The 26600-nt window shown below is 32.6% G+C and carries 29 protein-coding genes; 22 read left to right on the plus strand and 7 right to left on the minus strand.

Annotation, left to right across the window (positions count from 1 at the left end; all coding sequences use genetic code 11):
* Positions 1 to 223: 223 nt before the first annotated feature.
* From fahA to J8M14_RS13790, 5 genes are all read left to right on the plus strand, one after another.
* A complete protein-coding gene (gene fahA, locus J8M14_RS13770) occupies positions 224 to 1504 on the plus strand; it encodes a fumarylacetoacetase (protein ID WP_211075387.1) in 1281 nt (426 codons plus the stop codon).
* A gap of 102 nt (positions 1505 to 1606) precedes the next feature.
* Entirely contained in the window at positions 1607 to 2794 is a 1188-nt protein-coding gene (locus tag J8M14_RS13775) for a hypothetical protein (protein WP_211075388.1), read from the plus strand.
* A gap of 7 nt (positions 2795 to 2801) precedes the next feature.
* Complete coding sequence (locus J8M14_RS13780; RefSeq protein WP_211075389.1) at positions 2802 to 3401, plus strand: Crp/Fnr family transcriptional regulator; 600 nt, start codon at positions 2802 to 2804, stop codon at positions 3399 to 3401.
* A gap of 90 nt (positions 3402 to 3491) precedes the next feature.
* Positions 3492 to 3779 (plus strand): hypothetical protein, encoded by a 288-nt coding sequence (locus tag J8M14_RS13785; RefSeq protein ID WP_247672640.1) that lies wholly within the window; start codon positions 3492 to 3494, stop codon positions 3777 to 3779.
* Positions 3780 to 3790: 11 nt separating this feature from the next.
* Positions 3791 to 4189 carry a group III truncated hemoglobin gene (locus J8M14_RS13790; RefSeq protein WP_211075390.1) on the plus strand — a complete coding sequence of 133 codons (399 nt, stop codon included), beginning with the start codon at positions 3791 to 3793 and terminating at the stop codon, positions 4187 to 4189.
* 3 nt (positions 4190 to 4192) lie between these two features.
* Here the strand turns inward: J8M14_RS13790 and ytxJ are convergent, their stop codons facing one another.
* Positions 4193 to 4588: a bacillithiol system redox-active protein YtxJ gene (gene ytxJ, locus J8M14_RS13795; protein ID WP_211075391.1), complete on the minus strand. Its 396-nt coding sequence runs from the start codon at positions 4586 to 4588 to the stop codon at positions 4193 to 4195.
* A gap of 204 nt (positions 4589 to 4792) precedes the next feature.
* Between ytxJ and clpB the strand changes: the two genes are divergently transcribed.
* Both clpB and J8M14_RS13805 read left to right on the plus strand, forming a co-directional pair.
* Positions 4793 to 7393 (plus strand): ATP-dependent chaperone ClpB, encoded by a 2601-nt coding sequence (clpB, locus tag J8M14_RS13800; RefSeq protein WP_211075392.1) that lies wholly within the window; start codon positions 4793 to 4795, stop codon positions 7391 to 7393.
* A 210-nt stretch (positions 7394 to 7603) separates the two neighbouring features.
* Positions 7604 to 8266: a hypothetical protein gene (locus tag J8M14_RS13805; RefSeq protein ID WP_211075393.1), complete on the plus strand. Its 663-nt coding sequence runs from the start codon at positions 7604 to 7606 to the stop codon at positions 8264 to 8266.
* Here J8M14_RS13805 and J8M14_RS13810 read toward each other — a convergent pair.
* A complete protein-coding gene (locus tag J8M14_RS13810; protein ID WP_211075394.1) occupies positions 8263 to 10227 on the minus strand; it encodes an endonuclease in 1965 nt (654 codons plus the stop codon). The genes J8M14_RS13805 and J8M14_RS13810 overlap by 4 nt on opposite strands.
* Before the next feature lie 138 nt (positions 10228 to 10365).
* Between J8M14_RS13810 and J8M14_RS13815 the strand changes: the two genes are divergently transcribed.
* The 4 genes from J8M14_RS13815 to J8M14_RS13825 are packed head-to-tail and all read left to right on the plus strand — an operon-like array spanning position 10366 to position 12259.
* Positions 10366 to 10974 carry a TetR/AcrR family transcriptional regulator gene (locus J8M14_RS13815; protein WP_247672641.1) on the plus strand — a complete coding sequence of 203 codons (609 nt, stop codon included), beginning with the start codon at positions 10366 to 10368 and terminating at the stop codon, positions 10972 to 10974.
* Between the two features lie 49 nt (positions 10975 to 11023).
* Positions 11024 to 11509: an acyl-CoA thioesterase gene (locus J8M14_RS13820; protein WP_211075395.1), complete on the plus strand. Its 486-nt coding sequence runs from the start codon at positions 11024 to 11026 to the stop codon at positions 11507 to 11509.
* A gap of 57 nt (positions 11510 to 11566) precedes the next feature.
* Positions 11567 to 11692 (plus strand): hypothetical protein, encoded by a 126-nt coding sequence (locus J8M14_RS23305; RefSeq protein ID WP_282100261.1) that lies wholly within the window; start codon positions 11567 to 11569, stop codon positions 11690 to 11692.
* Positions 11693 to 11743: 51 nt separating this feature from the next.
* On the plus strand, positions 11744 to 12259 hold the full coding sequence (locus J8M14_RS13825) for a histidine phosphatase family protein (RefSeq protein ID WP_211075396.1): 516 nt from the start codon (positions 11744 to 11746) through the stop codon (positions 12257 to 12259).
* On the opposite strand, the gene J8M14_RS13830 is transcribed toward J8M14_RS13825, so the two are convergent.
* A complete protein-coding gene (locus J8M14_RS13830) occupies positions 12256 to 13011 on the minus strand; it encodes a DUF6503 family protein (RefSeq protein WP_211075397.1) in 756 nt (251 codons plus the stop codon). The two genes, J8M14_RS13825 and J8M14_RS13830, sit on opposite strands and share 4 nt — an antisense overlap.
* 213 nt (positions 13012 to 13224) lie before the next feature.
* Between J8M14_RS13830 and J8M14_RS13835 the strand changes: the two genes are divergently transcribed.
* Complete coding sequence (locus J8M14_RS13835; RefSeq protein ID WP_211075398.1) at positions 13225 to 13581, plus strand: DUF3887 domain-containing protein; 357 nt, start codon at positions 13225 to 13227, stop codon at positions 13579 to 13581.
* An 84-nt stretch (positions 13582 to 13665) separates the two neighbouring features.
* Positions 13666 to 14124, plus strand: coding sequence for an SsrA-binding protein SmpB (gene smpB, locus J8M14_RS13840; RefSeq protein ID WP_211075399.1), 459 nt, complete (start codon positions 13666 to 13668; stop codon positions 14122 to 14124).
* 5 nt (positions 14125 to 14129) lie between these two features.
* Here smpB and J8M14_RS13845 read toward each other — a convergent pair whose 3' ends face one another.
* Together J8M14_RS13845 and J8M14_RS13850 are read right to left on the minus strand one after the other, a co-directional pair.
* Positions 14130 to 14735, minus strand: a complete 606-nt coding sequence (locus J8M14_RS13845) for a hypothetical protein (protein WP_211075400.1) — start codon at positions 14733 to 14735, stop codon at positions 14130 to 14132.
* Positions 14736 to 14749: 14 nt separating this feature from the next.
* Positions 14750 to 15391: a protein-L-isoaspartate(D-aspartate) O-methyltransferase gene (locus tag J8M14_RS13850; protein ID WP_211075401.1), complete on the minus strand. Its 642-nt coding sequence runs from the start codon at positions 15389 to 15391 to the stop codon at positions 14750 to 14752.
* A gap of 149 nt (positions 15392 to 15540) precedes the next feature.
* Between J8M14_RS13850 and J8M14_RS13855 the strand changes: the two genes are divergently transcribed.
* Genes J8M14_RS13855 through J8M14_RS13865 form a run of 3 tightly spaced genes read left to right on the plus strand, consistent with a single transcriptional unit; the run spans position 15541 to position 18053 of the window.
* Positions 15541 to 16506 carry a Gfo/Idh/MocA family oxidoreductase gene (locus J8M14_RS13855; protein ID WP_211075402.1) on the plus strand — a complete coding sequence of 322 codons (966 nt, stop codon included), beginning with the start codon at positions 15541 to 15543 and terminating at the stop codon, positions 16504 to 16506.
* Between the two features lie 43 nt (positions 16507 to 16549).
* Positions 16550 to 17437 (plus strand): 3-hydroxybutyryl-CoA dehydrogenase, encoded by an 888-nt coding sequence (locus J8M14_RS13860; protein ID WP_211075403.1) that lies wholly within the window; start codon positions 16550 to 16552, stop codon positions 17435 to 17437.
* Positions 17430 to 18053 (plus strand): M23 family metallopeptidase, encoded by a 624-nt coding sequence (locus J8M14_RS13865; RefSeq protein WP_247672642.1) that lies wholly within the window; start codon positions 17430 to 17432, stop codon positions 18051 to 18053. Before J8M14_RS13860 ends, J8M14_RS13865 begins: the two co-directional genes overlap by 8 nt.
* 72 nt (positions 18054 to 18125) lie before the next feature.
* Here the strand turns inward: J8M14_RS13865 and J8M14_RS13870 are convergent, their stop codons facing one another.
* On the minus strand, positions 18126 to 18536 hold the full coding sequence (locus J8M14_RS13870) for a hypothetical protein (protein ID WP_211075404.1): 411 nt from the start codon (positions 18534 to 18536) through the stop codon (positions 18126 to 18128).
* A gap of 202 nt (positions 18537 to 18738) precedes the next feature.
* Here J8M14_RS13870 and J8M14_RS13875 point away from each other — a divergent pair, with 202 nt between their 5' ends.
* Genes J8M14_RS13875 through miaA form a run of 6 tightly spaced genes read left to right on the plus strand, consistent with a single transcriptional unit; the run spans position 18739 to position 25840 of the window.
* Positions 18739 to 19977, plus strand: coding sequence for a DUF1015 domain-containing protein (locus J8M14_RS13875; protein WP_211075405.1), 1239 nt, complete (start codon positions 18739 to 18741; stop codon positions 19975 to 19977).
* Positions 19978 to 20020: 43 nt separating this feature from the next.
* The gene (locus tag J8M14_RS13880; RefSeq protein ID WP_211075406.1) at positions 20021 to 20683 is read left to right on the plus strand and encodes a YggS family pyridoxal phosphate-dependent enzyme; all 663 of its coding nucleotides are present in this window, start codon (positions 20021 to 20023) and stop codon (positions 20681 to 20683) included.
* 44 nt (positions 20684 to 20727) lie between these two features.
* The gene (locus J8M14_RS13885; RefSeq protein ID WP_211075407.1) at positions 20728 to 22101 is read left to right on the plus strand and encodes an exonuclease domain-containing protein; all 1374 of its coding nucleotides are present in this window, start codon (positions 20728 to 20730) and stop codon (positions 22099 to 22101) included.
* Positions 22094 to 24070: a DUF3857 domain-containing protein gene (locus J8M14_RS13890; RefSeq protein WP_211075408.1), complete on the plus strand. Its 1977-nt coding sequence runs from the start codon at positions 22094 to 22096 to the stop codon at positions 24068 to 24070. Before J8M14_RS13885 ends, J8M14_RS13890 begins: the two co-directional genes overlap by 8 nt.
* 32 nt (positions 24071 to 24102) lie before the next feature.
* Entirely contained in the window at positions 24103 to 24942 is an 840-nt protein-coding gene (locus J8M14_RS13895; RefSeq protein WP_211075409.1) for an ion transporter, read from the plus strand.
* Positions 24935 to 25840: a tRNA (adenosine(37)-N6)-dimethylallyltransferase MiaA gene (gene miaA / locus J8M14_RS13900; RefSeq protein ID WP_211075410.1), complete on the plus strand. Its 906-nt coding sequence runs from the start codon at positions 24935 to 24937 to the stop codon at positions 25838 to 25840. Before J8M14_RS13895 ends, miaA begins: the two co-directional genes overlap by 8 nt.
* Positions 25841 to 25885: 45 nt before the next feature.
* On the opposite strand, the gene J8M14_RS13905 is transcribed toward miaA, so the two are convergent.
* On the minus strand, positions 25886 to 26599 hold the full coding sequence (locus J8M14_RS13905; RefSeq protein WP_211075411.1) for a response regulator transcription factor: 714 nt from the start codon (positions 26597 to 26599) through the stop codon (positions 25886 to 25888).
* Position 26600 lies beyond the last annotated feature (1 nt).

A 26600-nucleotide genomic window follows, 5' to 3' on the forward strand; every position in this document is an offset into this window, starting at 1 on the left:
AATGCTAATAAATATGAACAACTTATACACATTTTTAGAGTTTGTTATTATTGGTTTTAAGTTTATGATTTGAAAGCTTAAAATTGCTAACTTGAAACTTAAAGTAAGAAAAAGAAATACATATATTTTTTTTCCATAAATTTCTAAAAAATACAAACCGTTAACCATACGAATATTATATATTTGATTATAGAATTACCAACAACATATTAAAAAAATAGCGATGCCGATTACAGCAAATAACCCCGATAGAAAAACGTGGATTAAAACCTCTCCTTATACAGATTTCCCTATTCAGAATATTCCTTTTGGAGTTTTCTTAACCAGAGATGATATTATTACCATTGGTACTCGAATTGGGGATACTGCTATCGACTTAGGAGCATTACATCAATTAGGTTATTTTGATGGTATCCCACTTACAGATGATATCTTTTTACAGGATTCGTTGAATGATTTTATCTCTGATGGAAAAAAAACCTGGAGATTAGTCCGCAATAAAATTGCAGAAATATTTGATGCCGAAAATGACAGCTTAAAGAATAATGAAGAGCATCGTAAAATTGTATTATTTACGCTAGATGAAATCGAAATGCAGCTCCCTGTTAATGTTGGAGATTACACCGATTTTTATAGCAGTATAGAGCATGCTACAAATGTTGGTAAGATGTTTAGAGATCCGGAAAATGCATTATTACCTAACTGGCTTCATATGCCAATCGGATACCATGGTAGAAGTAGCTCTATAATTCCTTCAAACATACCAATTCATCGCCCTCAAGGTCAGAAACTGACTAATGGTGCTACAGAACCTATCTTTGGCCCTTCAAGGTTGGTAGATTTTGAATTGGAAATGGCTTTTATCACAACTGATGCCAATCCATTAGGAGAACCTATCCCTATTGAAGAAGCAGAAGATTATATTTTTGGATTGGTATTATTTAACGATTGGAGCGCACGTGATTTACAGAAATGGGAATATGTGCCTCTTGGACCATTCTTGGGCAAAAACTTTGGTTCTTCTGTTTCTCCCTGGATAGTAACTTTAGATGCCCTGGAGCCTTACAGAGTAGAAAGCCCCAAACCTCAGAAAAAACAATTTCCATATTTACAATATAAAGGAAAGAAAAGTTTTGACATTAATCTAGAAGTAGCCATACAACCGGAAAAATGTGAAGAGACCGTGGTAGGTAAAACCAATTTTAAATATATGTATTGGAACATGTCTCAGCAACTAGCACATCACACTGTAAATGGTTGCCCCGTTAACTCCGGAGATATGATGGGTAGTGGAACTATTTCTGGTCCTACTCCAGATTCTTATGGTTCTATGTTAGAATTAAGCTGGAGAGGTGAAAAACCAGTACAACTTAAAGAAGGAGGTAGCCGTAAATTTATTGAAGATAATGACACAGTAATTATGAGAGGATATTGTGAAAAAGATGGAGTTAGAATTGGATTTGGTGAGGTATCTACAAAACTACTTCCGGTATTTAAAAAATAGATAATTAAAAATCAATAGCATAACCTCAAATAGATAATATTTGGGGTTTTTTATTACCTTTTGGCATTAAAATTGAATTCATATCCCCAAAACCATACGATTATGAAACGACTTTTACTTATATTCTCGATTATAGTATTTACCTCTTCGTGCAGTAGTGTAAAAAAGACGGAAGGTTATCTTAATACAGGTCAATATGATGATGCCATCAATATTGCACTAAAAAAACTGAGAACTAATAAAGCCAAAAAAGGGAAACAACCTTACATCGCCATGTTGGAAGAGGCTTATGCCAAATCAAATGAGCGTGACATCAATGCAATTGATTATATGCAAAAAGATGGTAATCCTGCTAACCTGGAACGTATATACAATACCTACCTGGGCTTAAAAAATAGGCAAGAACGTATCAAGCCTCTATTACCACTTTATTTAGTTGAGCAAGGTCGCAATGCTAATTTCTTAATGAAAAATTATGATCAGAAAATAGTTGATACCAAAGATAAATTATCTAAATATTTATATAATAGCGCTAAAAGTTTATTAGCTTCTGCTAAAAGAAAAAAAGACTATCGAGATGTGTATGATGATTTGGTATATCTTGATAAAATCAATCCAGGCTTTAACAATACCCGAGAATTGATTGAAGAAGCTCATTTAAAAGGTACTGACTTTGTAAAAGTAACCATGAAGAATAAAACCAATATGGTAATTCCTAAAAGACTGGAAACAGATTTGTTAAACTTCAGTACTTATGGGTTAAATGATTTATGGACAGTGTATCATAGTAAACCTCAACGATCAGTAACTTACGATTATACAATGGAAGTTGCTTTACGTGAAATTAACATTTCACCTGAGCAAATCAGAGAACGACAATTAGAAAAAGAAAGACTTATTAAAGATGGCTGGGAATATTTATTAGATGAAAATGATGAGTATGTGCTAGATGAAGAAGGTAAGAAAATCAAAGTTGATAAAATGGTCACAGTAAGATGTGAATATTACGAATTCACCCAGTTCAAAGCTGCTAATGTAGTGGGTAATGTTCAATATAAAGACCTAAGAACAAAACAGCTTTTGGATGCTTTTCCATTGAGTAGTGAATACGTTTTTGAACACGTATATGCTAATTACAGTGGTGATAAGCGAGCTTTGGGAGATGATTTAGTTCGTTTTTTAGGATTACAATCTATACCATTTCCCAGCAATGAACAAATGGTTTATGACTCTGGAGAAGATTTAAAAAACAAGCTAAAAAGTATTATTACTCAATATAGATTTAACTAATAAAAAAATGATAGATCAAAATGTTCTATCTAATGCAGGAGCTATTCTTAAAAAGTACTCAAAAGGAGAATTACTTTTTAAAGAAGGATCGATTGCTCATCATTATTATCAAATTCAATCCGGACAGGTGAAGATGAATAACTTTAATGATGATGGTAAAGAATATATACAAGGTATTTTTGATGCTGGTAAAAGCTTTGGAGAACCACCATTATTTGCAGATTTTAAATATCCCGCAAATGCAGAGGCAATTGTGGATACGGAGGTATGGCAATTACCAAAAAAACAGTTCCTAAAACTTCTGGAAGAAAACCCTTCTATTCATTATAAATTTACTAGTACACTAGCTTTGCGTCTATATTACAAAGCTATAGTGGTTTCAGAAATATCAACTCAAGAGCCTGAGCATCGTATTCTTAGAATTTTGGATTATTTTAAAAAGAATAACGACAAAGCTATTTCTGAAACTAAACACTATAAAATCGACCTCACCAGGCAGCAATTAGCGGATCTAACCGGTCTTCGGGTAGAGACCGTGATACGAGCAATAAAAAAACTTGAACAAAAAGGAGAATTATTGATTAAAGATCGAAAAGTATATCGATAAACATCTGATTGTATAGTTTTATGATTGAGGTCATAAACTTATACCTCCTTCCTGAAATACCTTTGAATCATAAATAAAAAATCTATTGTTATGTATTCAAAGTTGCTAAACGATTTCAGAGAAATGTATATGGCTTATATCCCATTAATGATTATACTATCCAGTTGTCTGGGATCAGTTGCAGCCATGTATATCCTAATGCAAGAACGCTCCATAATTCAGATATTCGAATTATCGATATGTGTGATGATATGTATGGCATTTAACGCCTCTATTCTGGCTCAAATGAAAGCGAAATTCGTATTCAATCTATTGATAATTAGTATCATTATTAACTCCCTTTTAGTAATAATAAACTTTGGGTATTACCTGACATAATTCCAATGATTATGAAAAATAAAAATCTTGTTGATATTCAGAATAGAGAAGATATTCATACGCTAGTATCTTTATTTTATAAAAAAGTTAGAAGTGAAAAACAACTAGCCCCTATTTTTAATAAAATGATAACTAATTGGGATGAGCATATTAATAGACTCACTGATTTCTGGGAAACAAACTTGTTCTTTGTTGCCAAATTTAAAGGTAACCCTATTAAAAAGCACCAAGAAGCGGATGTAGCAGTAAACAATAGCATTACTAATGAACACTTTGGGATATGGCTACGTCTCTGGATAAATACTTTAGATGAACTCTATAAAGGGGAGTTAGCTTCTATTGCAAAAAACCGTGCTAGAAATATAGGTACTATGTTATTTATGAAGATTTTCGAAAACAGAAAATCCTAAATTTTATACAAACTGATGTAATACCTCCGGTGTAATCGCACTATGTGACGCATGATGCACAGTTGTACCATTGCGAACCACTATAAATTGTGGAGACTCATGAAATACTTGAAACCTCGATGCAATTTCTGAAGAAACATCTCTATGACTTAATAAATCCAAATAATATAAATCTACTTGATCCTCAGCCAAATCAAAACTACTTTCAAAATTTCTCATCACCATTCTACTAATACCACAACGAGTTGAATGTTTAAAAATAGCTTGTGTCTTAGTTTTTGATCTTTTCTCAATTGTATTTAATTGGTCTATTGAAGTAATCACCTGCCATGGCAGTGGTTTCTTTTCTTCTTTTGGCTCTTTTCCCTCTGATCCAAATAATTTTCCAAATATTCCCATGTTTTTCTTTTTCTCTTTTCAATTACAAACTTAATCAAATGATTTTTTATAATTGACCTTCATCATATATTCGTCGTGACTTATTGTGTAACTTTACAATAAGTCAAAAAGTCAGTAAAATATAACATAGACAAGACATTTTGACATTAAAATTAGATCGGAATATTATTTGATCGGTACTATTGAAACTCAAAATAAACAAAAATGAATTTTAATAATTTCACTATAAAATCACAGGAAGCCATACAGCAAGCTCAACAACTTGCTCAAGGTTTCGGGCATCAACAAATAGAAAATGAACATATCTTTAAAGGTATTTTTACTGTAGATGAAAACGTGCTTCCATTTCTATTAAAAAAACTTAATGTTAATATTCAACTTTTACAGCAAGTTTTAGATAGTACTTTAGAAAGCTTTCCAAAAGTAACGGGTGGTGAATTACAATTATCGCGTGATGCAGGAACAGCATTGAATGAGGCCAGTATCATTGCCAAAAAAATGAATGATGAGTATGTTTCTATTGAACATATAGTGATCGCTATTTTTAAGTCTAAAAGTAAAATTGCACAAATCCTGAAAGATCAAGGTGTAACTGAAAAACATCTAACAGAAGCTATTAAAGAAATTAGAAAAGGTGAACGTGTTACTTCACAGAGTGCCGAGGAGACCTATCAAGCGTTAAGTAAGTATGCAAAAAACTTAAACGAATTAGCAGAAAACGGTAAATTAGATCCAGTGATTGGACGAGATGAAGAAATACGCAGAGTATTACAAATCCTTTCACGCCGGACCAAAAACAATCCTATGTTAGTTGGAGAACCTGGTGTAGGTAAAACGGCTATTGCAGAAGGTTTAGCACATAGAATTATCGCAGGTGATATTCCTGAGAACCTAAGGGACAAGCAAATTTTTTCTTTGGATATGGGGGCTTTGATTGCCGGAGCTAAATTTAAGGGCGAATTCGAAGAACGTCTTAAGGCTGTAGTAAAAGAAGTAACTACAAGCGATGGAGATATTGTTTTATTCATTGATGAAATCCACACTCTTGTAGGTGCCGGTGGTGGACAAGGAGCAATGGATGCTGCTAATATTTTAAAACCTGCCTTGGCACGTGGAGAATTAAGAGCTATTGGGGCAACAACTTTGGATGAATATCAAAAATATTTTGAAAAAGATAAAGCGCTAGAACGACGTTTTCAGAAAGTAGTAGTTGATGAACCAGATACAGAAAGTGCTATTTCTATACTTCGAGGTATTAAAGAGAAATACGAAACACATCACAAAGTTAGAATCAAAGATGAAGCTATTATTGCGGCTGTAGAATTATCACAACGTTATATCACCAATAGATTTCTACCAGATAAAGCAATTGATTTAATGGATGAGGCTGCTTCTAAACTTCGTATGGAAATCAACTCTAAGCCAGAAGAATTAGATGTTTTGGATAGAAAGATCATGCAATTAGAAATAGAAATTGAAGCTATCAAACGCGAAAATGACGAAATAAAACTGAAAGCACTAAATGCTGAACTTGGTAATCTCAAAGAGGAACGAAATGAGATTTTTTCTAAATGGCAAAGTGAAAAAGAAGTCGTAGACGCAATCCAAAACGCTAAAACTGATATTGAAGAATACAAACTCGAAGCCGAGCGTGCTGAACGTAATGGAGATTATGGCAAGGTAGCGGAGCTTCGTTATGGTAAGATCAAAGATGCACAAGAAAGATTAGAAAGCCTACAACAACAATTAGACAAACAACAAAGTGCTTCTTCTTTAATCAAGGAAGAAGTAACCAATGATGATATTGCAGAAGTTGTAGCGAAATGGACTGGAATCCCGGTAACCAAAATGTTACAAAGTGAACGCGAAAAGCTATTAGTTTTAGAAAAAGAACTTCAGAAAAGAGTTGTAGGTCAAGTTGAAGCTATTGAAGCCGTAAGTGATGCCGTACGTAGAAGTCGAGCTGGATTGCAAGATCAAAAAAAACCAATAGGATCTTTCCTGTTCCTAGGAACAACAGGAGTCGGTAAAACAGAATTGGCAAAAGCATTAGCTGAGTATTTGTTTGATGACGAAAGTGCAATGACACGCATTGATATGAGTGAATATCAAGAAAGACATGCAGTAAGTAGATTGGTAGGAGCCCCTCCAGGATATGTTGGATATGATGAAGGCGGCCAACTTACCGAAGCAGTAAGAAGAAAACCATATTCTGTAATATTATTGGATGAAATAGAAAAAGCGCATCCTGATACCTTTAATATTCTATTGCAAGTTTTGGATGAAGGTCGGTTAACTGATAACAAAGGTAGAACAGCTGACTTTAGGAACACAATAATCATTATGACCAGTAATATGGGTAGCCATATTATCCAGGACAAATTTGAAGCTATCAAAGATATGGATACCGCTATGGAAGCTGCCAAAGTAGAAGTGTTAGGGTTATTAAAACAAGCAGTACGTCCTGAATTTTTAAATAGAATTGATGACATTATTATGTTTTCTCCTTTGACACAAGCTAATATTACCGAAATTGTAAAGCTTCAGCTTAAGAATGTTGGCAGAATGCTATCGCAACAAAATATTAAACTTGATGCAACAGATGAAGCTATAGCATTTCTTGCTAAAAAAGGTTTTCAGCCGGAGTTTGGAGCCCGTCCAGTAAAAAGAACTATTCAGAAAGAAGTTTTAAATTTATTATCAAAAGAAATTCTTGCAGGAAAAGTTTCTACCCAAAGTGTCATTCTGCTTGATGAATTTGACGACAACTTAGTGTTTAGGAATCAGGAAAACTTAGTTCAATAAGGCTAATTTTCAAGCAAATCAGATAAAACAGCAATAGACGCATTAACAGGTCTATTGCTGTTTATATTTTGAGATAAAAAATCAACAACTATTAATCCTTTATAAATTAACGGTTTTTACGGTTTTACCGTAGATATTAACATCTTTATTCCTACATTAGTTAATAACTTAATCCAGTCCGCGCTGAAGTTTTAAGTAAATTGCAGCGCAATGAAACCAACCTCTAGATTATTACTTCCATTGCTATTTTGCTATACTTTTTGCTTAAGTCAAAGTAAAAAAGAAATCCTTATTGATATAAGTAATAAATACCAAGTTATAAGAGAATTATTAGATTCTGACGCTTTAAGACAGCATCATACAAATTATGTTTGCGAAGAATCATCAGACAATGGATCGCTTACTTTTTATTATAACAGCTCAGAGTTAAAACATATTCTTCATATTTATACTTTGGGTCATGTAATCTATAAGGATGAGTATTACATATGGGATGATCAATTATTCTTTCAGTTTGCTACACATAAGGTTAAATACAAAGATTACAAAAGAAATAAGTACGGTAAGTTAACACAAATTAAGGTGACACTAAACTTAGAAGAAAGATTTTACTTTCATAATAATGAAATTATAAAGTGTCAGTTTAAGGACTTCGAAACAAGAAGTAGTAATCGTAAGAATCCGAAAACCAATTATGTCAGAAATCAAACTGTTAGTTGTGATCAAGCAGATAAAGTAATGCTAAAATTTAATACTTTATTACAAAATCAAGAACTAAACCTAACAAACAACTGCCTTCTACCAAGAAGTATTTCTAAAATCTTATCTGATGATGTTATATATAGTAATCTTGGTATAAATCACAAAAACTAGCGTATAACAATACGCTTGACAATAGTATTCTCCTCAACCCTAATTTTTGCGATATATAGTCCGGGAGATATACCGGTTATAGGTAATATCGAATTTGCTCCTTTAAAAGATGTCTTCATCACCAAAGTTCCCAATGTGCTAAACATCTCAATCTCTCCCTTATTTCCATCAATAGAAATATTAATATAATCTTTAGCTGGATTAGGATAAATTCTAAACTGGCTAATACTATTATCGATTACGGATAAAGTATTAGACCAGGTATCCCCAACATTATTACCCCAAATATATTCTACTAAATCAGGTTGATCTATAAAAGGGTTACGATTACGCTGCCATTCATAAATTATATTGTTTCTATTCATTTCAAAATCATCAGGAGGGTCATTACGATGCCAAGTTAACAATGTTGCTAAATCGCCCAGTTGACCAACTGTAGAGTTATCTGGATCACCATTCACCACTTCCAACCCATCATACCTGATTGTTAGAAAGAAGATTCCACGTGCTACATCACCCTGCCAACTCCCTAAAGTTCCTATCGGACCTGAATACTCTCCATAATCCCGATTTCCTCTAGAACTATTCTCACCTCTATCAGCTGCTCGCAATCCATGAGCATCAGAATTAGCATGTCTTAAAGAATCAACCTTAGTGGTTACAAACACATTAATTCCATCCGCGATTCTATCAGCTTCATTATCATTAAAGCCTCCTCTGGATCTTGGATACGTATGTTCTCGATTCCACTCATCTCCCCCATTATCAAATCCATCAAAATCCAGTTTAGGACGACTCTCTTCACTATATACTAACCAAACCTGATTACTATTTTCAGGGCTTTGATCTGCCGAATTTAGAATTTCCACAATATCCGCATAGGTATGTGCTCTAACAGTAGCCGGATCTGCAATGATATCCTCAATAGCTTGCACAAGTGGAGCATTAGCTAAACCCTCCAAAGAATTATAATACCCAATTGGAGCAGTATTTACTACGTTCCCAAAAGTTGGGTTTAGAGGTGTCCCCCAAGCAGCCATGGTAAAATCATTATCTATAACTCTTATTTCTTTATTATCATTAAGACGATTAAAACCTGATGGAATCATACCAAAGGTAATCTTTAGTTCCTCATCGCCTTCATCATCAATATCATCAATAATCTGAATAGTATTTGTTGCCGTATTCATACCTGTAGGAATTGTTACAGAAGTACTTCCGGAATAATCTGATGTATCAAAGTTTCCGTTGTTTATAGTGAAATCAAAATTTAAATCACTGGTGACATTATTTTGAGTAGTAAAAATGATATCAAAACTATCTCCTTCATTATACTGATTAGCTGCTACAGTAAAAGAAATACCATTAAACTGTACTCCACTTCCATCATTAGGAACTCCAGGAGTTGGTGTAGTTACGGTATAAGAGCCATCATTGTTGCGCTGTATAGACTCTGCATCTTTATTATTATTTTCATTTTCATTAATTTGTTCTGTTTCACCAAGAAGTGTTAATAATCCAGTATCATCTGCGTCACTGGTATCATACACCAAAGCATCCACTAAATTTGTCGTAGTAGCCAAGGTCCCATCCGGAAAATCTGTATCATTTCCTAAATATAGCGCTACCGCATCCGCACCATTCTGAATAGTACTATCAAAAAGGATAAATTCTGGCACAGGAGATACAGCATTACTTCCTATTAAAAGAATACCATTAACATCAGTGGATAAGCCATCTAAATCCAAAGCAAAATAACTAGCATCCCCTCCACTGGTAGATCCATTAAAGAAAACCAAAACATATCCATCCATAGAAAAACCAGGGCTATCTGATTTTAGTTCTACAATCTCTAAATCATCTGTACTTGGAGTATCAGAATCCAATTCATTAATCACAACTTGTCCATAAGACAAGCCACAAAACAGGGAAAGAATACATAGTATAAAAGATTTTTTCATAGTTATAGTAATTACAACATAACAATATAAGGTTAATGAAGCTCTAGTTGTGTTATGATAGTATTAAAATTAGATCAATACAAATGTCATTATTTAAAAATATACCAATTGGTATATTTTTATTATATTTGTGAAGTTATGTCAATAAAAGTGCTTACAAAAGCTGAACAAACAGCAGAATTTATTATTCAGACTGTGGCTCCCATTTTTAATATGAATGGGTATGCTGCAACTAGTCTTAGCGATATTACTAAAGCAACCGGACTAACTAAAGGAGCTATCTATGGCAATTTCAAGAACAAAGAAGAGCTTGCCATTGCTGCTTTCACAATGACAGAAAAAAATATGCTTAGACGAATTACGGATCATCAATCCCTTAGTGATTCACCTATAGAAAAACTATTTTTGGTTACTGATTTTTACAGAAACTATTATAATTACACTCAAGAGATTGGTGGATGTCCTGTGCTCAATATGGGAGTAGACGCCAAACATCAAATTCCTGCTTTATTTCAGCACGTACAATTTACCATCGGGAAGATTCAAAGTAACGTAGCCAAGCTTATTGATTCAGGAAAAAAACTTGGAGAGATTAATACCCAGATAAACTCCATGTTATATGCCAAAAGGTTGTATAGCATGATTACAGGGGCGATTTTTATGACACACACCATGGATGACAACAGCTATCTTATGGAAACCATGGATCAAATTGACAAGATGATTCACAATGAATTAAAACGATAAAATTATTTTTTTAACATAAAATATACCAATCGGTATAAAACAAAGAGATATGACAACATTACCAAAAGTTTTAGAAAGTAAAGCAAAGATTAGATTTCAGGATTGTGATCCTTTCAACCACCTTAACAATGCGGCATATATTAATTACATGATTAACGCTAGAGAGGATCAAATTGATCAACATTATGAATTGGATATTTTTACTCTGGCAAAAACCCAAGGTATAAGTTGGGTAGTTGGCTCCAATCAGATAGCCTACCTTAAGCCTGCACTATTAATGGAAGATGTAATTATTGATTCGCAACTATTCCATTTTACGGACAATCAATTGCACGTAGAAATCCGCATGTGGAATGAAGATAAATCTGAGATCAAAGCTGTAATGTGGAGCACTTTTGTGCATTTTAATTTACTACAACAGAAACGCTGGAATCACGATGAAAAACTATCTAAATTATTTAAAAACATTTTGAATCCTATAGATGCTAAAAGTTTTGAGGAAAGAATTTCGCAATTAAAACCACAAAAAGTGTAACATTTGTTATTTTTCACAGTCTTATCTAGAACATCAATCACTTAAAACCTAACTATTATGAAATCTTCTGGAGGTTTAGGCTCTTCTAATAGAAAGAAGAGCTCATATATTTATATTGGATTTTTTATTATTGCCATTTTATCCATGATCATTGTTATCTGGCAAACTGGGATGTTGGATTAGTTTGACTGGAAATAACCTATTTTTTTGCAATTATTAAAGAATCCATATATTATGAATAAATCAATTTTAATCTTTTTTTCTCTTTTTCTATCAATAACTTCATGCTATTCGCAGGAAAAGGTAGAAACATTGGATACAACTACTTATTTCTTCATACGCCATACCGAAAAAGATCTTAGTGATCCCAATAATAGAAACCCTAATCTAACAGAAGAAGGAAAATCTAGAGCCCAAAACTGGGCAAATATGCTTGCTGACATCAAAGTAGATATGGTATTCAGCACAGATTATATAAGAACAAAGCAAACAGCAGACCCTATTGCAAAAAGCAAAAATCTGGAGATAATTATATACAATCCACGTCATCTAAATGATCCTGAATTTAAACAAAAAACAAAAGGAAAAACTTCTGTAATTGTTGGACATAGCAATACGACACCAGCTTTTGTCAATACAATATTAGGGCAAGAAAAATATTCTTCTCTAAGTGAAAAAGACTATGGCAAAGTATTCATTGTAACCGTAACAGGAGAAAACATATCCGATATTGTACTTAACTACAATTAACAACAATCTCTTTCGATATAAACATAGATATCTTCTAGCTCAATTTTAGAAAGCAGTTTCAACTTTTCTTTTTCAAACAACTCATCAAGTTTTGTAAGTGGAGTAGATAAATCGCTTGTTTTATAATTATTATAATCTACAAATCGTATCCCATTTATTATCCTGGGGTTATATGCTTCTCTAAAACGTATTCCACCTCCATTAACAGCATATTTATAAGCTAAATAATCCACGGTATAATTATCTTTATGTATCCAATACAAGAATTCGTCGTCAAAATCAGTCCCTCCTCCTTCTTGATCAAAAGTTACTTTGATTCTATAATATGATTCTCCATTAACTTTAGACTCTCCTACCAATTGCTTATTTACGGCCGGAGCATTAAGCCCATAAGGTAGATTAGCAAAATAATGTACCGAGTTTACACCATCACTAATTCGGGTTACTAACGAATCTGCAACGGTAATCGGACAGTTTTCTATAGTCCTTTCTAATCCTTTGTTACTAATTACATCATGAATTACTAACCCATCTTTTCCTGCAACAAATCGTTCTAATTCATAAAATCCTTCATTACGCTTACTTCTATATTGCTTTCCTCTAAAGGTAAATTGAATAATTGCATTATTATATAAACTTCCACCTGCTTTCTCAATTGTTTTATCTACAATTTCTTGTGCAGAGAATTGTATAGTATCTATAGTAAAGGATGTTAAAATTAGCACTGATATTAGTATCAAAAACCTTTTCATAATTATTTCATTTAAAAACTAAAAATACTTTTTATACCAGTAATTATTGCAAGAATTATGTTAAACTGACTTTTAAACTTCTAGACATATTTGTATCCCTATACTTATTATATTGACTTGCTTTTCATTATAAATGTACTCCAGTATTTTTGAAATTATTTTTCAAAATTTCAAAAAGATATTTATTTTGCAATACCTAAATCAAATACCATTATGAAATATATAATACTACTTTTAGTTTGTATGAGCATTCACCCTCTTCTTGCCCAAGATGCCGGGGTGTATGAAAACACTACCAAAGCTTTTCAGGAAAACTTTAATGCACAAAATGTAGATGCTGTTTTTGATATGTATACAGTAGAAATGCAAGAAGAAATGACCAAAGAAGGAGTAACTCGTTTTGTAAAAGGTTGCTTTGAGCAGTTTGGAAGCTTAAAAAGCTTAACTTTTATCGAAACTACAGAAGGAGTCAATAGTTATACTGCTGCGTTCGAAAAAATAAGCTTGGTAATGGAATTAAAACTTACTGAAATTGGTAAAATAGCTACTATTCAATTTCAGGAACCATAAGAATAACACACAATTATCAATATTATAAAGCTTTCTTTCGAGAAAGCTTTATTTTTATCATCTTTGTACGCATTGACGTTAAAAATGAATCCGAATAAAATTAACATACTAAATCGAAAAGCTAAATTCGAATACGAATTTCTGGATAAATATACAGCCGGAATCAAATTAGCTGGTACAGAGATCAAAGCCATTCGTGAAGGTAAAGCAGGTATTGCAGAAAGTTTCTGTGAGTTCAATAACGGAGAGCTTTTTGTGATCAATATGCACATCGAAGAGTATTCTCACGCAACCTACTTTAATCATAGTCCAAAGAGTGAACGTAAGCTATTACTTAATAAAAAAGAGTTGCGTAAGCTCGAAAAAGAAGTTAAAAATTCAGGTCTTACTATTATTCCAACCCGTTTATTTATTAATGAAAAGGGCTTAGCTAAGTTAGATATTGTTCTGGCACGTGGTAAGAAAATGTATGATAAAAGAGAAACTATCAAGGATAGAGATAATAAAAGAGCGTTGGATAGGATTAAGAAAAACTATAATTAATATCGCTACCTTTTTCCTGTTCTATCGTGTGTTGTTATTTTATTATATAATTCCTGTTCTTGCTTCTGTAATTCTTGATTGTTAGGATCTTTATCCAATTGTTTTAGAACTTCAATATAATCCGGGTGATCTTTATACTTTATTTTCAGAAAAGTATATGGAGGAATAATATATAAAAGAACAAGAGCTATAGTACAGTAAATTATACTGCGTAAAAGTATCTTTTTATAAAAGCCTTCTTTCTGCTTAAAATATTTAATAATTCTAATAACCGAAATAATTAGTAAGCCCAAAAAACCTAGTAACAAATTGGTTTTTGAAAAAGGCCAAGACATTACCTGAAATAATATTCCCAATACAGTAATAGAAAGAAGAACACCTGTACAAATTGTCCCTATAATCCTTATTGAAGAAGCTTCAGCGTAAGCATCTTTTTTAAACATTTTACGTAATGGCACACTATTTAGTAGCACAAAACTAAAATAGAAATATAGACAAGAAAGACCTAAAAGTGACAACATAGTAACCATATTTCCAAAAGGATAATCCAACGCTTTCCAAAATATCGCTAAAACTGCTATGCTTATTAATACAATTTCAACTCTCTTCATAACAAATATATACTCTAATTCTTATCCTCCAATAACGGTACGAATCTAAACTCTCCAAGCTCTCGTTTTTCAAATTCATTTTCACTTTTACGAATAAACAAAGTCATGATTTGATTTTTCTTACCCACCGGGATAACTAGTCTACCCCCTATTTTAAGCTGACTCAAAAGTGGTTTTGGCACAAACGGAGCTCCCGCAGTTACAATAATAGAATCATAAGGAGCAAACTCTTCCATTCCTTTATACCCATCACCAAACGTAAGTCTTTTAGGACGATAGCCAAGCTTAGACAAAAACAGCTTCGTTTTTTTAAATAATTCCTGCTGCCTTTCTATACTATATACTTTGGCTCCTAACTCGCATAGTACTGCAGTTTGGTACCCGGATCCTGTACCAATCTCTAATACCTGATCTCCCTTTTCAACCTGTAACAATTCACTCTGAAAAGCAACTGTGTATGGCTGAGAAATAGTTTGATCGGCAGCTATTGGGAAAGCTTTGTCCTGATACGCATGATCCTCAAAACTTGAATCCATAAATAAATGCCTAGGTATCTTGTTGATAGCAGACAAAACACCTTCATCTTTGATTCCTTTTTTAATCAATACTTCTACTAATTGCTTTCTTTTACCAGCATGTCTAAGGGTATCTTTCACTATATTAAGGTTGTTTAGCTGGCTAAAATTACATAAAGATTTTAAAGATTTCTAAACTATTTCACTACTAACCTGAATATTTTGCATTTTACATATAATTAGGATTTAAAATTTATAAATAATACTATTTTTGTGTAAAATCATGAATTATGCTCAAAGCTGGAGTACTCGGTGCGGGACACCTAGGCAAAATCCATTTACGACTTCTCGAACAATCTGAAAATTACGAACTAGTAGGGTTCTATGACGCTAGTGAGGCACAAGCTAAAGCTATTGCAGAAGAGTTTGGTTATCAATTATTTAATTCTGCAGAAGAATTAATCAATGCAGTTGATGTTGTAGATATTGTGACACCAACCTTCGCACATTTTGATGTAGCCAAGCAAGCTATAAAAGCTGGGAGACATGTTTTTATAGAAAAACCAATAACGAATACCGTTGAAGAAGCTGAGCAATTGATCGAACTAGCTAATACGTATAAGGTAAAAGGGCAAGTGGGACATGTAGAACGTTTTAATCCTGCATATACAGCTGTAGCGGATAAAATTGATAATCCCATGTTTATTGAAGCTCACAGACTGGCTGAGTTTAACCCTCGTGGTACCGATGTACCTGTAGTTTTGGATTTAATGATTCACGATATCGATGCTATATTAAGTGTCGTTCATTCTAAAGTTAAACATATTAGTGCCAGTGGTGTTTCTGTAATTAGTGAAACCCCTGATATTGCCAATGCCAGAATCGAATTCGAAAATGGTTGTGTGGCCAATCTTACGGCAAGTCGTATTTCTTTAAAGAATATGAGGAAATCCAGGTTTTTTCAACGTGATGCATATATCTCTGTAGATTTCTTTGAGAAAAAATGCGAAGTTGTAAAAATGAAAGATGCTCCGGAAAATCCAGATGATTTTGCGATGATTCTTCAGAATGCTGAAGGAGTCAAAAAACAAATCTATTTTGACAACCCCAATGTACCTTCTAATAATGCAATTCTGGATGAGTTAGATACTTTTGCTGAAGCCATTAATAACGACACTACTCCAATTGTATCATTAGAGCATGGTAAAAAAGCATTGGAAGTAGCACTTAAAGTTATTGAATGCTTCAAACACTAGTATAGATTATACACATATCACATACACATACTAAATATACAACATGAAAAACATAGCAGTTATCGGTGCAGGAACCATGGGTAATGGTATTGCACATACTTTTGCTCAAAAAGGTTTTAAAGTTCAACTTATCGATATTTCTCAACCAGCTTTGGATAAAGGACTAGCAACTATTACCAAAAATTTGGATAGAATGATTGCCAAAGAAAAGATCACTGAAGCTGATAAAGAGGAGACTTTAGGAAATATTTCGACGTATACTAATATCAAAGAAGGAGTTGAATATGCCGGTTTGGTTATAGAAGCTGCTACAGAAAATGTAGACTTAAAGCTTAAAATATTCAAAGAATTAAACGAAGCTTGCCCTGAAGATACTATTCTAGCGACCAATACTTCATCTATTTCGATTACACAAATTGCTGCCGCAACAGATAGACCGGATATGGTAATTGGTATGCATTTTATGAATCCAGTACCAATCATGAAATTGGTGGAGATTATCAGAGGATACAACACCTCTGATGAAGTAACCAATACTATTATGGAAATGTCCAAAACGGTTGGCAAAGTTCCTGTAGAAGTAAATGATTACCCAGGATTCGTCGCCAATCGTATTTTAATGCCTATGATCAACGAATCTATTGAAACTTTATATAACGGAGTTGCAGGAGTATCAGAAATCGATACAGTTATGAAATTAGGAATGGCACACCCAATGGGACCGCTGCAATTAGCAGATTTCATAGGCCTTGATGTATGCCTTTCTATTTTAAATGTAATGTATGATGGGTTTAAGAATCCTAAATATGCTCCTTGCCCGTTATTAGTTAATATGGTAATGGCTGGTAAACTTGGAGTAAAAAGCGGAGAAGGTTTCTATGATTATTCAGAAAGCAGGAAAGCAGAAAAAGTAGCTAAACAATTTGTATAGACTTTTATTAATATCAAATATAATTCTGGTTTGTTTTTTATATAAAAATGAATCAGAAACGTATTTTGCTAGTGATCTTAATACTAACAATAGGGGTTTTATAATAACTCAGAATAAATATCACAAATACGATTCGATATTTAAAAACAATCCTGAATTTATTTCGAAAAGCTTTGATTTTCCAGTAGGAAAACCAAATGCAAAAGGGTATTATAATGCTCAAAAGTTTAGAAATAATAATCACTTAGGAGATGACTGGAATGGTGTTGGAGGCGGAAATACAGACCTTGGAGACCCTATTTACAGTATTGGTCACGGATATGTTTCTTTTGCAGAAAACATAGGCGGTGGCTGGGGTAACGTGATCAGGATTATTCATCAATATCAAGGAAAATATTATGAATCTGTTTATGCACATTGTAATACTATTAATGTCCAGAAAGGGGATTTAATTAAAAAAGGTGCTATGGTAGGAACCATTGGTAATGCAGGTGGTTTATATTATGCACATTTACATCTGGAAATTAGAGATAATATCTTTATGGATATTGGAGGTGGTTATGCCGAAGATCCTACAGGGTACCTGGACCCTACAAAGTTTATAAAGAATAATTAAATAAAATAATTAAAAGCGCTTTACAACATATGTGTTAAAGCGCTTTTTTTGTATTCCAGAGATAAATATCTTCTAGTTACTTCCGTCGAAAGCAATAATCGGAACATCACTTTTCGCAACTGTAAGATCACCATTAACATTAATAGTCACTGTTGTTGTGGCATTAGCATTTATATATGTAAAAATAGTACTATCATTATTCGTTATAAATGTTGCACCTGTAATTGATGATACATCATCACTAAAACTAATTGTATAGGTTTTAGAACCTGATGCTGTAACCCATGCAGTACCATCCGAATTAACCAATATTCCATTCAGAGTTAGTAGTCCATTATACCAACCCAAGGTACTCGCAGGTAATTCTACAAATATCGGAAGCTCCACGACTGCCTTGTCATCGTCAGAGCAAGAACTAAATGCCAATACCATAGAAAATAATAGAATACATACTTTGAGTTTTGAAATAATTTGTGTTTTCATCATTATTGCTTTTTGATTTTTAATACTACAATAATATCAAGGAAAACATCCTTAAAAATCATAAAGTGACCAACTTCAATATTTTGTGGACGAAAAACTACATTTTTGAGGATAAAAACTTTTGTTTCTACTCATAGTAATGTTTTATAAAACAAAATTTCTATAAAATACTTTATGTTTGTATTAATCAATTCATATTACCTTGGCAAAAATCCATCCATTTAAAGCAGTTCGTCCTACCAGAGATAAAGTTAGTTTGGTAGCATCTCGTTCTTATCAAAGTTATACACCCGCAGAACGTGATTCTCGAATGGATTATAACCCTTATTCTTTTTTACATATTGTTAATCCAGGATACAAATACCAAAAAGAAATTTCGGGAGAAGATCGATATAAATTGGTTCGTAATCGATATTTGGAATTCAAGGAAGATGAAATCTTCAAACAAGATGAAACTGCGTGTTATTATGTGTATAAAATTGTGAACCGAGAACAAGAATCTTTTTGTGGAATCATTGCAGCTGCTAGTGCAGAAGATTATGAGAATGATATTATCAAAAAACATGAGGACACTTTACAACATCGCGAAACCACATTTAAAGAATACCTCAAAACTGTTGGCTTTAATGCAGAACCAGTACTCCTAACCTATCCAGATAATAAAAACTTAACTGAAATTATTGCTGAAATTACAGAAGAAAGGTCAGAGTACGAATTCACCACCACATATCGTGATACTCATTATCTCTGGAAAGTAAAAGATCAAAAAGTGATTGATCAGATTCAAAAGGAGTTTTCGAATATAGAAACCATATATATAGCCGATGGTCATCACCGTTCATCATCATCTTATTTATTAACTAAAGATTTACAAAAAAACAATCCTGATCATAAAGGAACCGAAGCTTACAATTTCTTTATGAGTTACCTGATTCCTGAATCTGACCTTAGAATTTATGAATTCAATAGACTTATAAAAGATCTTAATGGATTAACTAAAGAAGAGTTTTTAATACGGTTAGATGAATGGTTTCGTATTGAAAATAGAGGGATTGAAGTATATAAACCTTCTAAACCTCATCATTTTAGCATGTATCTTGATGGAGAATTCTATTCGCTTTATCTCAGAAAAACAATATATGAATTTACAGATGCATTAGAAGAATTAGATGCTCAAATTCTTTATAAGACAGTATTAAAACCTATCCTGAACATTAATAATGTGCGAACTGATACAAGAATCGAATATTCTCATGGTAAAAACGATATTGTTTTTGTAAAAAGTAAAATAGATAGTAAAGAGTACCAAGTAGGCTTTGGATTATTTCCCGCATCAGTTGAACAAATGAAAAAAATTGCCGATCAAGGATTAAAAATGCCTCCTAAAAGTACTTATATAGAACCAAAGCTGAGAAGTGGGGTTACTATCTATGAGTTTTAACCGCCTTTGGGGTTAGGGAGCTTTTTAGATATCTTTGCAAACTATGAATAATATCAAAAAAAATCTTTTAGACATAAAGACCTCTATACCAGAAGAAGTTACACTAGTGGCTGTATCCAAAACCAAACCTGTTTCTGACTTAATGCAAGCCTATGAAGCTGGTCAACGAATTTTTGGTGAAAACAAAATTCAGGAAATGGCAGAAAAGTGGAAAATGATGCCTAAAGATATCAGTTGGCATATGATTGGACATGTACAGACTAATAAAGTAAAATACATGGCTCCTTTTGTAGATTTAATTCATGCTGTTGATAGCTTTAAGCTACTTAAAGAAATTAATAAACAAGCAAAAAAGCATAATAGAACCATAAATTGTCTACTTCAGGTAAAAATAGCACAGGAAGAAAGTAAATTTGGGTTAAGCGAAGAGCACGTTTCTAATTTACTTGCTTCAGAAGAAGTAAAAAGCCTATCTAATATTCGTATTCTAGGTTTTATGGGAATGGCTACTTTTACTGAAAATCAAGAGCAAATACAGAGTGAGTTTAAAAAAATCAAAGACTTTTTTGATCAGTCAAAATCAAAATATCCTGAATTAAAAATCTTATCCATCGGAATGAGTGGAGATTACAAAACTGCTATGAATTACGGAAGTACCATGGTTAGAATAGGAAGTTCTATATTTGGTGCTAGAAATTATGGTTAATTACATTTCACAACCCCTAAAAACAACCAATTATAAACCAATATATGTACGCAATTCTAGATATAGAAACTACCGGAGGAAAATACAATGAAGAGGGAATCACCGAAATTGCTATATATAAATATAACGGACACGATGTTGTAGATCAATTTATTAGCCTTGTAAATCCCGAAAGACCTATTCAACCATTTGTTGCTAATCTTACGGGAATTAATAATCAGATGCTTCGTAATGCTCCAAAGTTTTATGAAGTTGCTAAAAGAATTGTAGAGATCACTACAGATTGTGTTATTGTAGCCCATAATGCCAGTTTTGATTACCGGATATTACAAACAGAGTTTTCTAGATTAGGTTTTGATTATGAAAGAGAATCTTTATGCACCGTAGAACTATCCAAAAAACTGATTCCGGATCAAAAATCTTATAGTTTAGGAAAATTGGTTCGAGGACTCGGCATACCTCTATCTGATAGACACCGGGCTAATGGAGATGCTTTAGCCACTGTAAAGCTATTTAAGCTATTACTATCCAAAGATTCTGAAAAAACCATCATTACCGAAACGGTTCGCGCTGACCCTAAACGTCAGATTGATGATAAGCTTTTAAGGCTTATGGAACAAGCACCAACTGCCACAGGAGTATATTACATGCATAGAGAAGATGGAAAAATCATATACATTGGTAAAAGTAAAAATATCAAAAAAAGACTGAATCAGCATTTTACAAGCGACCAGAGTAAATCAAGGAGAATTCAGACAGAAGTCACCAGTATTACATATGAAATTACTGGTAGTGAACTGTTAGCACTTCTAAAAGAAAGTGAAGAGATTAAGATTAACAAACCGAAATATAATCGAGCATTACGACGGTCAAAATTTGATCAGGCACTTTATCAATTTATAGATGACAACGGTTATATAAATCTTAAAATTGGTAAGAGCGATTATCGAAAAAAAAGCATTACCACTTTTACCAACAGACAACAGGCTAAAACTTTTATACATCGCTGGACTGAGGAGTATCATTTATGTCAAAAACTCACGGGGATTGATAATAATAATGGTAACTGTTTTGGCTACACAATAAAAGCATGTTTTGGGGCCTGCATTACAGAAGAAACTCCAGAGGAATATAACATAAGAGCCTTGCAACTTATCGAAAACAACTCTTTTGATAACCAGGACATGGTGATTATTGATCAAGGACGTGATGTTGATGAAAAAAGTGTCGTATTAATTGAAGAAGGTAGATTTAAAGGAATAGGGTTCTTTAATCTGAATTATCAAATTGATAATATTGATATTTTACGTTCTATTATTACTCCAATGAAACACGATAGAGATGCACAACATATCATCCAAAGTTACACCCGAAAGCATAAAAAATTAAAAATTATTAAACTTATTAAAAATGAGTAAACCCATACTCTTACTATTCTTAATTACTTTTTCATTTCTTACAACAGCCCAACAAGCCTACAACACTAAAAATGCTGTTGTAAGCATGGCTGATCTAAAAAACAATATTTATACTAAAGACAGCACTGCTAATGCATTTTATATTTATGAAAAAGGATATAGTAGAGTAGAAAATGGAGGTAGATACAATCTTTTAACCAATTATGAAGCAAAAATAAAAATATTAAATGAACAAGGTTTTAAAAAAGCCACTGTTGAGGTCTACCTATATCAAAACAAAAACAATAAAGAAAAAATAAGAGACATTGTTGCCTATACACATAATCTAGAAAATAATAAAATTGTAAAAACTAAAGTAGACAAAAAACAAATATTTAGAGAAAAGTATAATGAACGTTATACTGTTGTAAAATTCACATTTCCCAATCTAAAACCCGGTTCTGTATTGACCTACAAATATCAAACAGAATCTCCTTTTATGTACAATTTTAATGGTTGGGATTTTCAGGATGATATTCCAAAGATGTATAGTGAATTCACAGCTGATTTGCCTGGTAATTATATTTATAATATAAGATTAATTGGACCCTTAAAATTAAAAACTAATGAATCCAAAATAATTCGTGAATGCCTAGATGTTAGAACTGGAACAGCTGATTGTTCGCATAACGTATATACTATGGAGAATATCCCAGCTTTCGAAGAAGAAGAACATATGACGGCAAAGAAGAATTATTTTTCCAGAATTGAATATGAGTTAAAGGAATTCAAAGGTTTTGATGGAAAAAATAAGAAATACACTGAAACATGGAAAAATGTAGATAATGAGCTTAAAAAAGAGCAAACTATAGGACTTCAACTTAAAAAAATTAATATTACCAAGGACATCCTTCCTGATAATATCCAATCAAAACCAAATGATCTAACTAAAGCAAAAAGCATCTATAATTATATCGCAGACAATTATAAATGGAATGAAAAATATCAAATATTTAGAAACAATGAGAGTAGCCTAGTAAAAAAGGTAATCGAAAACAAAACCGGTAATGTTTCAGGAATCAATATCTTACTGCACAATACACTAAAGGAACAAGGTTTTAAAGTAAATTCAGTATTATTATCAACTAGAACCAATGGATATCCCACAAAGCTTCATCCGGTCATTTCGGATTTTAACTACCTGGTTGTTCAATTGTCCTTAGATGATAAAACATATCTATTAGATGCAACCGAAAACACTTTAGAATTTGGGCAGCTTCCTTTCAGATGCTTAAATCAATATGGTAGATTATTGGATTTTAAAAATGGTAGTTCATGGGTTGATATAAAACCTCAACGCAATTCTTCATACTTTTTCAGAGAAGAATTAATACTTGATAACAATTTAGTCCTAAAAGGTAAAGCTAAACATATCTCCACTGGTTATCACAGCTACGATAAAAGAAAAAAGTTCGACCAAATTAATAAAGAGAGTTTTATTACCAATATAAAAAAACAGAACGAGAGTGTTGCCATTACAGATTTTAGTATTAAAAATGAAAAGGATACTGAAAAACCATTTGAAGAAGAATTTACATTTAGAAGAAATATTGAGGAAATAGATAATGAAATTTATATCAAACCATTCACAAGACCTTTTTTTAAAGAAAACCCATTCAGGCTAAATGAAAGAACATACCCGGTGGATTTTGGATATCAAAACTCGTATACCTATTTGATATCTATAGAAATCCCTGAAGGTTATGATTTTATCGATATTCCTAAAAATATAGGCTATACAATCCCAAATAAACTGGGAACAGTTAAAATTGGTTTTCAAAGAAATGGAAACAAGTTGATGTTAAATCATAGAATCGCATTTAATTCTTCATATTATCCATCAGAATATTATTCTATATTAAAAGAATTCTTTAACCTTATTGTACAAATAGAAAACGACACTCTAATCACTGTTAAGAAAACAAGTTAGTTTTTTTAGTATTTTTAATCAAAATCAAAAACTTGAACAAAACATCCTCACAAATAAAAAACTGGAAAGACCGATTACACGAAATCATATATGAGGCTGACACCCCAATAGGAAGGCTTTTTGATGTAATATTAATGATACTTATTATCCTAAGTATTATTTTCGTAATGCTAGAAAGCGTAAAGGGTTTTCCGGCTGTGATTTATGATATATTGTATTATGGAGAATGGGTAATAACCATTTTCTTTACTTTTGAATATATGGCGAGGATAATTACTGTAAAAAAATCTTCATCATATATTTTTAGCTTTTATGGCATTATTGACTTGCTTTCAACATTACCGCTATATCTAACCTTCTTTTTCACCGGTACCAGCGCCTTACTTACTGTAAGAGCATTAAGACTACTTAGAGTATTTAGAATTCTAAAAATCTCACGTTATATAGGTGAGTCTAATAGATTGGCTAAAGCAATACGTGATAGCGGGGCAAAAATATTAGTCTTTTTATTTGCAGTATTAGTATTATGCATCATTATGGGTACCGTGATGTATCTAATCGAAGGCGAAGAAGGTGGTTTTAAAAATATACCTATTAGTGTATATTGGTGTATTGTAACTATGACCACAGTAGGATATGGAGATATCGCTCCTTCTACCCCATTTGGGCAATTAATTGCTGCTCTTATTATGATTGTAGGTTATGGTATTATTGCTGTTCCGACAGGTATTGTATCCGCAGAATACGCTTCAGGACGTAAGTCCAAAAAAGTAAACCTAAATACGCAAGTATGTTCTAATTGTAATACGTCTAATCATTATGATGGTGCTCAATTCTGTCATAAATGTGGAGAAGATTTGCACAATGACTAAAAATCTAATTGTAATTACCGGACCAACTGCTATCGGTAAAACCAGCTTAAGCATACAACTTGCTAAATATTTTAATTGTGAGATTGTTTCTGCAGACAGCAGACAATTTTATAAAGAAATGAGCATAGGCACAGCAGCACCTACAGCAGAAGAATTAAGCCAGGCTAAACATCATTGTATCCAACATAAGAGTGTTAAAGAGATATATACCGTTGGAGATTTTGAAAAAGAAGCTCTAGAAATTCTAGACAAATTATTTAGTAAAAACGACTATGCAATTTTGATAGGTGGTTCCGGATTATATGTTGATGCTGTGACCAAAGGGTTAGATCATTTTCCTGAGGTAGATCCCAAAATCAGACAACAGCTCAATGATACACTAGAAACTAAAGGTATAGATGTATTACAAGAGCAATTAAAGGAATTAGACCCTATCCATTATAGTAATGTTGATATACATAATCCTCAACGAGTGATTAGAGCTTTAGAAATTTGTATGGGCACTGGCGAACCTTACTCTTCTTTTCTTACTAAGTCGAAAAAAAATCGCCCTTTTAAAAGTATTAAAACTGGAATTACTGCAGACAGACAAATTATATATGATCGAATAAATCTAAGAGTAGATCTTATGATTAAAGCTGGATTAATAGACGAAGTTAAAAGTCTTCAGGAATATCAATCCTTAAATGCATTAAATACTGTTGGGTATAAAGAAATATTTAAGTATCTAAATAAGGAATGGGATTTAGATTTTTCTATTTCTGAAATCAAAAAAAATACACGTCGATTTGCTAAAAGACAGCTGACCTGGTTTAGAAAAGACACCGAAATTGAATGGTTTGATTATCAAAGTGATTTAGAATCTTTTATCACTTATATTAAAAAAAATTCACTATGATTTTGATCATAGTGAATTTTTTAGTCGGTTACCGTTATTACTTTTTTAAGATTCTTCGCTTCTAACCACTAATCTGAATCCTTCTCCGTGGATATTAAGAATCTCTACATTTTCATCTTTTTTCAGATATTTTCTAAGTTTTGCTATATATACATCCATACTTCGAGAAGTGAAATAATTATCATCTCTCCATATTTTAGTCAACGCCAATTCCCTAGGCATCAAATCATTAAGATGTAACGCTAATAAACGCAGTAGCTCATTCTCCTTAGGCGAAAGCTTAATAGCTTCTTCTTCTTTATAGGTTAAGAACCTAAGTTTTGAATTCAGGTGGAAACCTCCTATTTTAAATTCAAATTGTTTGCTATCTGCTACAGATTCGGTATTCTTACGTTGCATGATAGCTTGTATCTTCATTAATAATACTTCACTATCAAAAGGTTTATTAAGATAATCATCTGCTCCAACCTTATACCCTTTCAACACATCTTCCTTCATTGCTTTTGCAGTTAGAAAAATGATTGGTACTTCTTCATTTTTATCTCTAATTTCTTTTGCTAACGTAAATCCGTCCTTATAAGGCATCATTACATCCAGGATACACATATCGTAGTCATCCTTTTTAAACTTTTCGAAACCTTCCATACCATTTTTAGCATGTACTACATCATAATCATTCATTACGAGATAATCCTTCAACACTGTTCCGAAGTTTGGATCATCTTCTACAAGCAAAATCTTTTTGTTTTCTGTTTCCATA

Source organism: Aquimarina sp. MMG016 (assembly GCF_018100805.1).
Taxonomy (GTDB): Bacteria; Bacteroidota; Bacteroidia; order Flavobacteriales; family Flavobacteriaceae; genus Aquimarina.

Excerpts from the sequence above, each read along its gene's own strand:
- J8M14_RS13880 (WP_211075406.1), top strand. The coding sequence starts at position 20,021 with ATGAATAATATCAAAAAAAATCTTTTAGACATAAAGACCTCTATACCA.
- J8M14_RS13855 (WP_211075402.1), top strand. The coding sequence starts at position 15,541 with ATGCTCAAAGCTGGAGTACTCGGTGCGGGACACCTAGGCAAAATCCAT.
- J8M14_RS13885 (WP_211075407.1), top strand. The coding sequence starts at position 20,728 with ATGTACGCAATTCTAGATATAGAAACTACCGGAGGAAAATACAATGAA.
- J8M14_RS13890 (WP_211075408.1), top strand. The coding sequence starts at position 22,094 with ATGAGTAAACCCATACTCTTACTATTCTTAATTACTTTTTCATTTCTT.
- fahA (WP_211075387.1), top strand. The coding sequence starts at position 224 with ATGCCGATTACAGCAAATAACCCCGATAGAAAAACGTGGATTAAAACC.
- smpB (WP_211075399.1), top strand. The coding sequence starts at position 13,666 with ATGAATCCGAATAAAATTAACATACTAAATCGAAAAGCTAAATTCGAA.
- ytxJ (WP_211075391.1), bottom strand. The coding sequence starts at position 4,588 with ATGGGAATATTTGGAAAATTATTTGGATCAGAGGGAAAAGAGCCAAAA.
- J8M14_RS13785 (WP_247672640.1), top strand. The coding sequence starts at position 3,492 with ATGTATTCAAAGTTGCTAAACGATTTCAGAGAAATGTATATGGCTTAT.
- J8M14_RS13835 (WP_211075398.1), top strand. The coding sequence starts at position 13,225 with ATGAAATATATAATACTACTTTTAGTTTGTATGAGCATTCACCCTCTT.
- J8M14_RS13905 (WP_211075411.1), bottom strand. The coding sequence starts at position 26,599 with ATGGAAACAGAAAACAAAAAGATTTTGCTTGTAGAAGATGATCCAAAC.
- J8M14_RS13860 (WP_211075403.1), top strand. The coding sequence starts at position 16,550 with ATGAAAAACATAGCAGTTATCGGTGCAGGAACCATGGGTAATGGTATT.
- J8M14_RS13845 (WP_211075400.1), bottom strand. The coding sequence starts at position 14,735 with ATGAAGAGAGTTGAAATTGTATTAATAAGCATAGCAGTTTTAGCGATA.
- J8M14_RS13805 (WP_211075393.1), top strand. The coding sequence starts at position 7,604 with ATGAAACCAACCTCTAGATTATTACTTCCATTGCTATTTTGCTATACT.
- clpB (WP_211075392.1), top strand. The coding sequence starts at position 4,793 with ATGAATTTTAATAATTTCACTATAAAATCACAGGAAGCCATACAGCAA.
- J8M14_RS23305 (WP_282100261.1), top strand. The coding sequence starts at position 11,567 with ATGAAATCTTCTGGAGGTTTAGGCTCTTCTAATAGAAAGAAGAGCTCA.
- J8M14_RS13815 (WP_247672641.1), top strand. The coding sequence starts at position 10,366 with ATGTCAATAAAAGTGCTTACAAAAGCTGAACAAACAGCAGAATTTATT.
- J8M14_RS13825 (WP_211075396.1), top strand. The coding sequence starts at position 11,744 with ATGAATAAATCAATTTTAATCTTTTTTTCTCTTTTTCTATCAATAACT.
- J8M14_RS13780 (WP_211075389.1), top strand. The coding sequence starts at position 2,802 with ATGATAGATCAAAATGTTCTATCTAATGCAGGAGCTATTCTTAAAAAG.
- J8M14_RS13820 (WP_211075395.1), top strand. The coding sequence starts at position 11,024 with ATGACAACATTACCAAAAGTTTTAGAAAGTAAAGCAAAGATTAGATTT.
- miaA (WP_211075410.1), top strand. The coding sequence starts at position 24,935 with ATGACTAAAAATCTAATTGTAATTACCGGACCAACTGCTATCGGTAAA.
- J8M14_RS13790 (WP_211075390.1), top strand. The coding sequence starts at position 3,791 with ATGAAAAATAAAAATCTTGTTGATATTCAGAATAGAGAAGATATTCAT.
- J8M14_RS13810 (WP_211075394.1), bottom strand. The coding sequence starts at position 10,227 with ATGAAAAAATCTTTTATACTATGTATTCTTTCCCTGTTTTGTGGCTTG.
- J8M14_RS13870 (WP_211075404.1), bottom strand. The coding sequence starts at position 18,536 with ATGAAAACACAAATTATTTCAAAACTCAAAGTATGTATTCTATTATTT.
- J8M14_RS13830 (WP_211075397.1), bottom strand. The coding sequence starts at position 13,011 with ATGAAAAGGTTTTTGATACTAATATCAGTGCTAATTTTAACATCCTTT.
- J8M14_RS13775 (WP_211075388.1), top strand. The coding sequence starts at position 1,607 with ATGAAACGACTTTTACTTATATTCTCGATTATAGTATTTACCTCTTCG.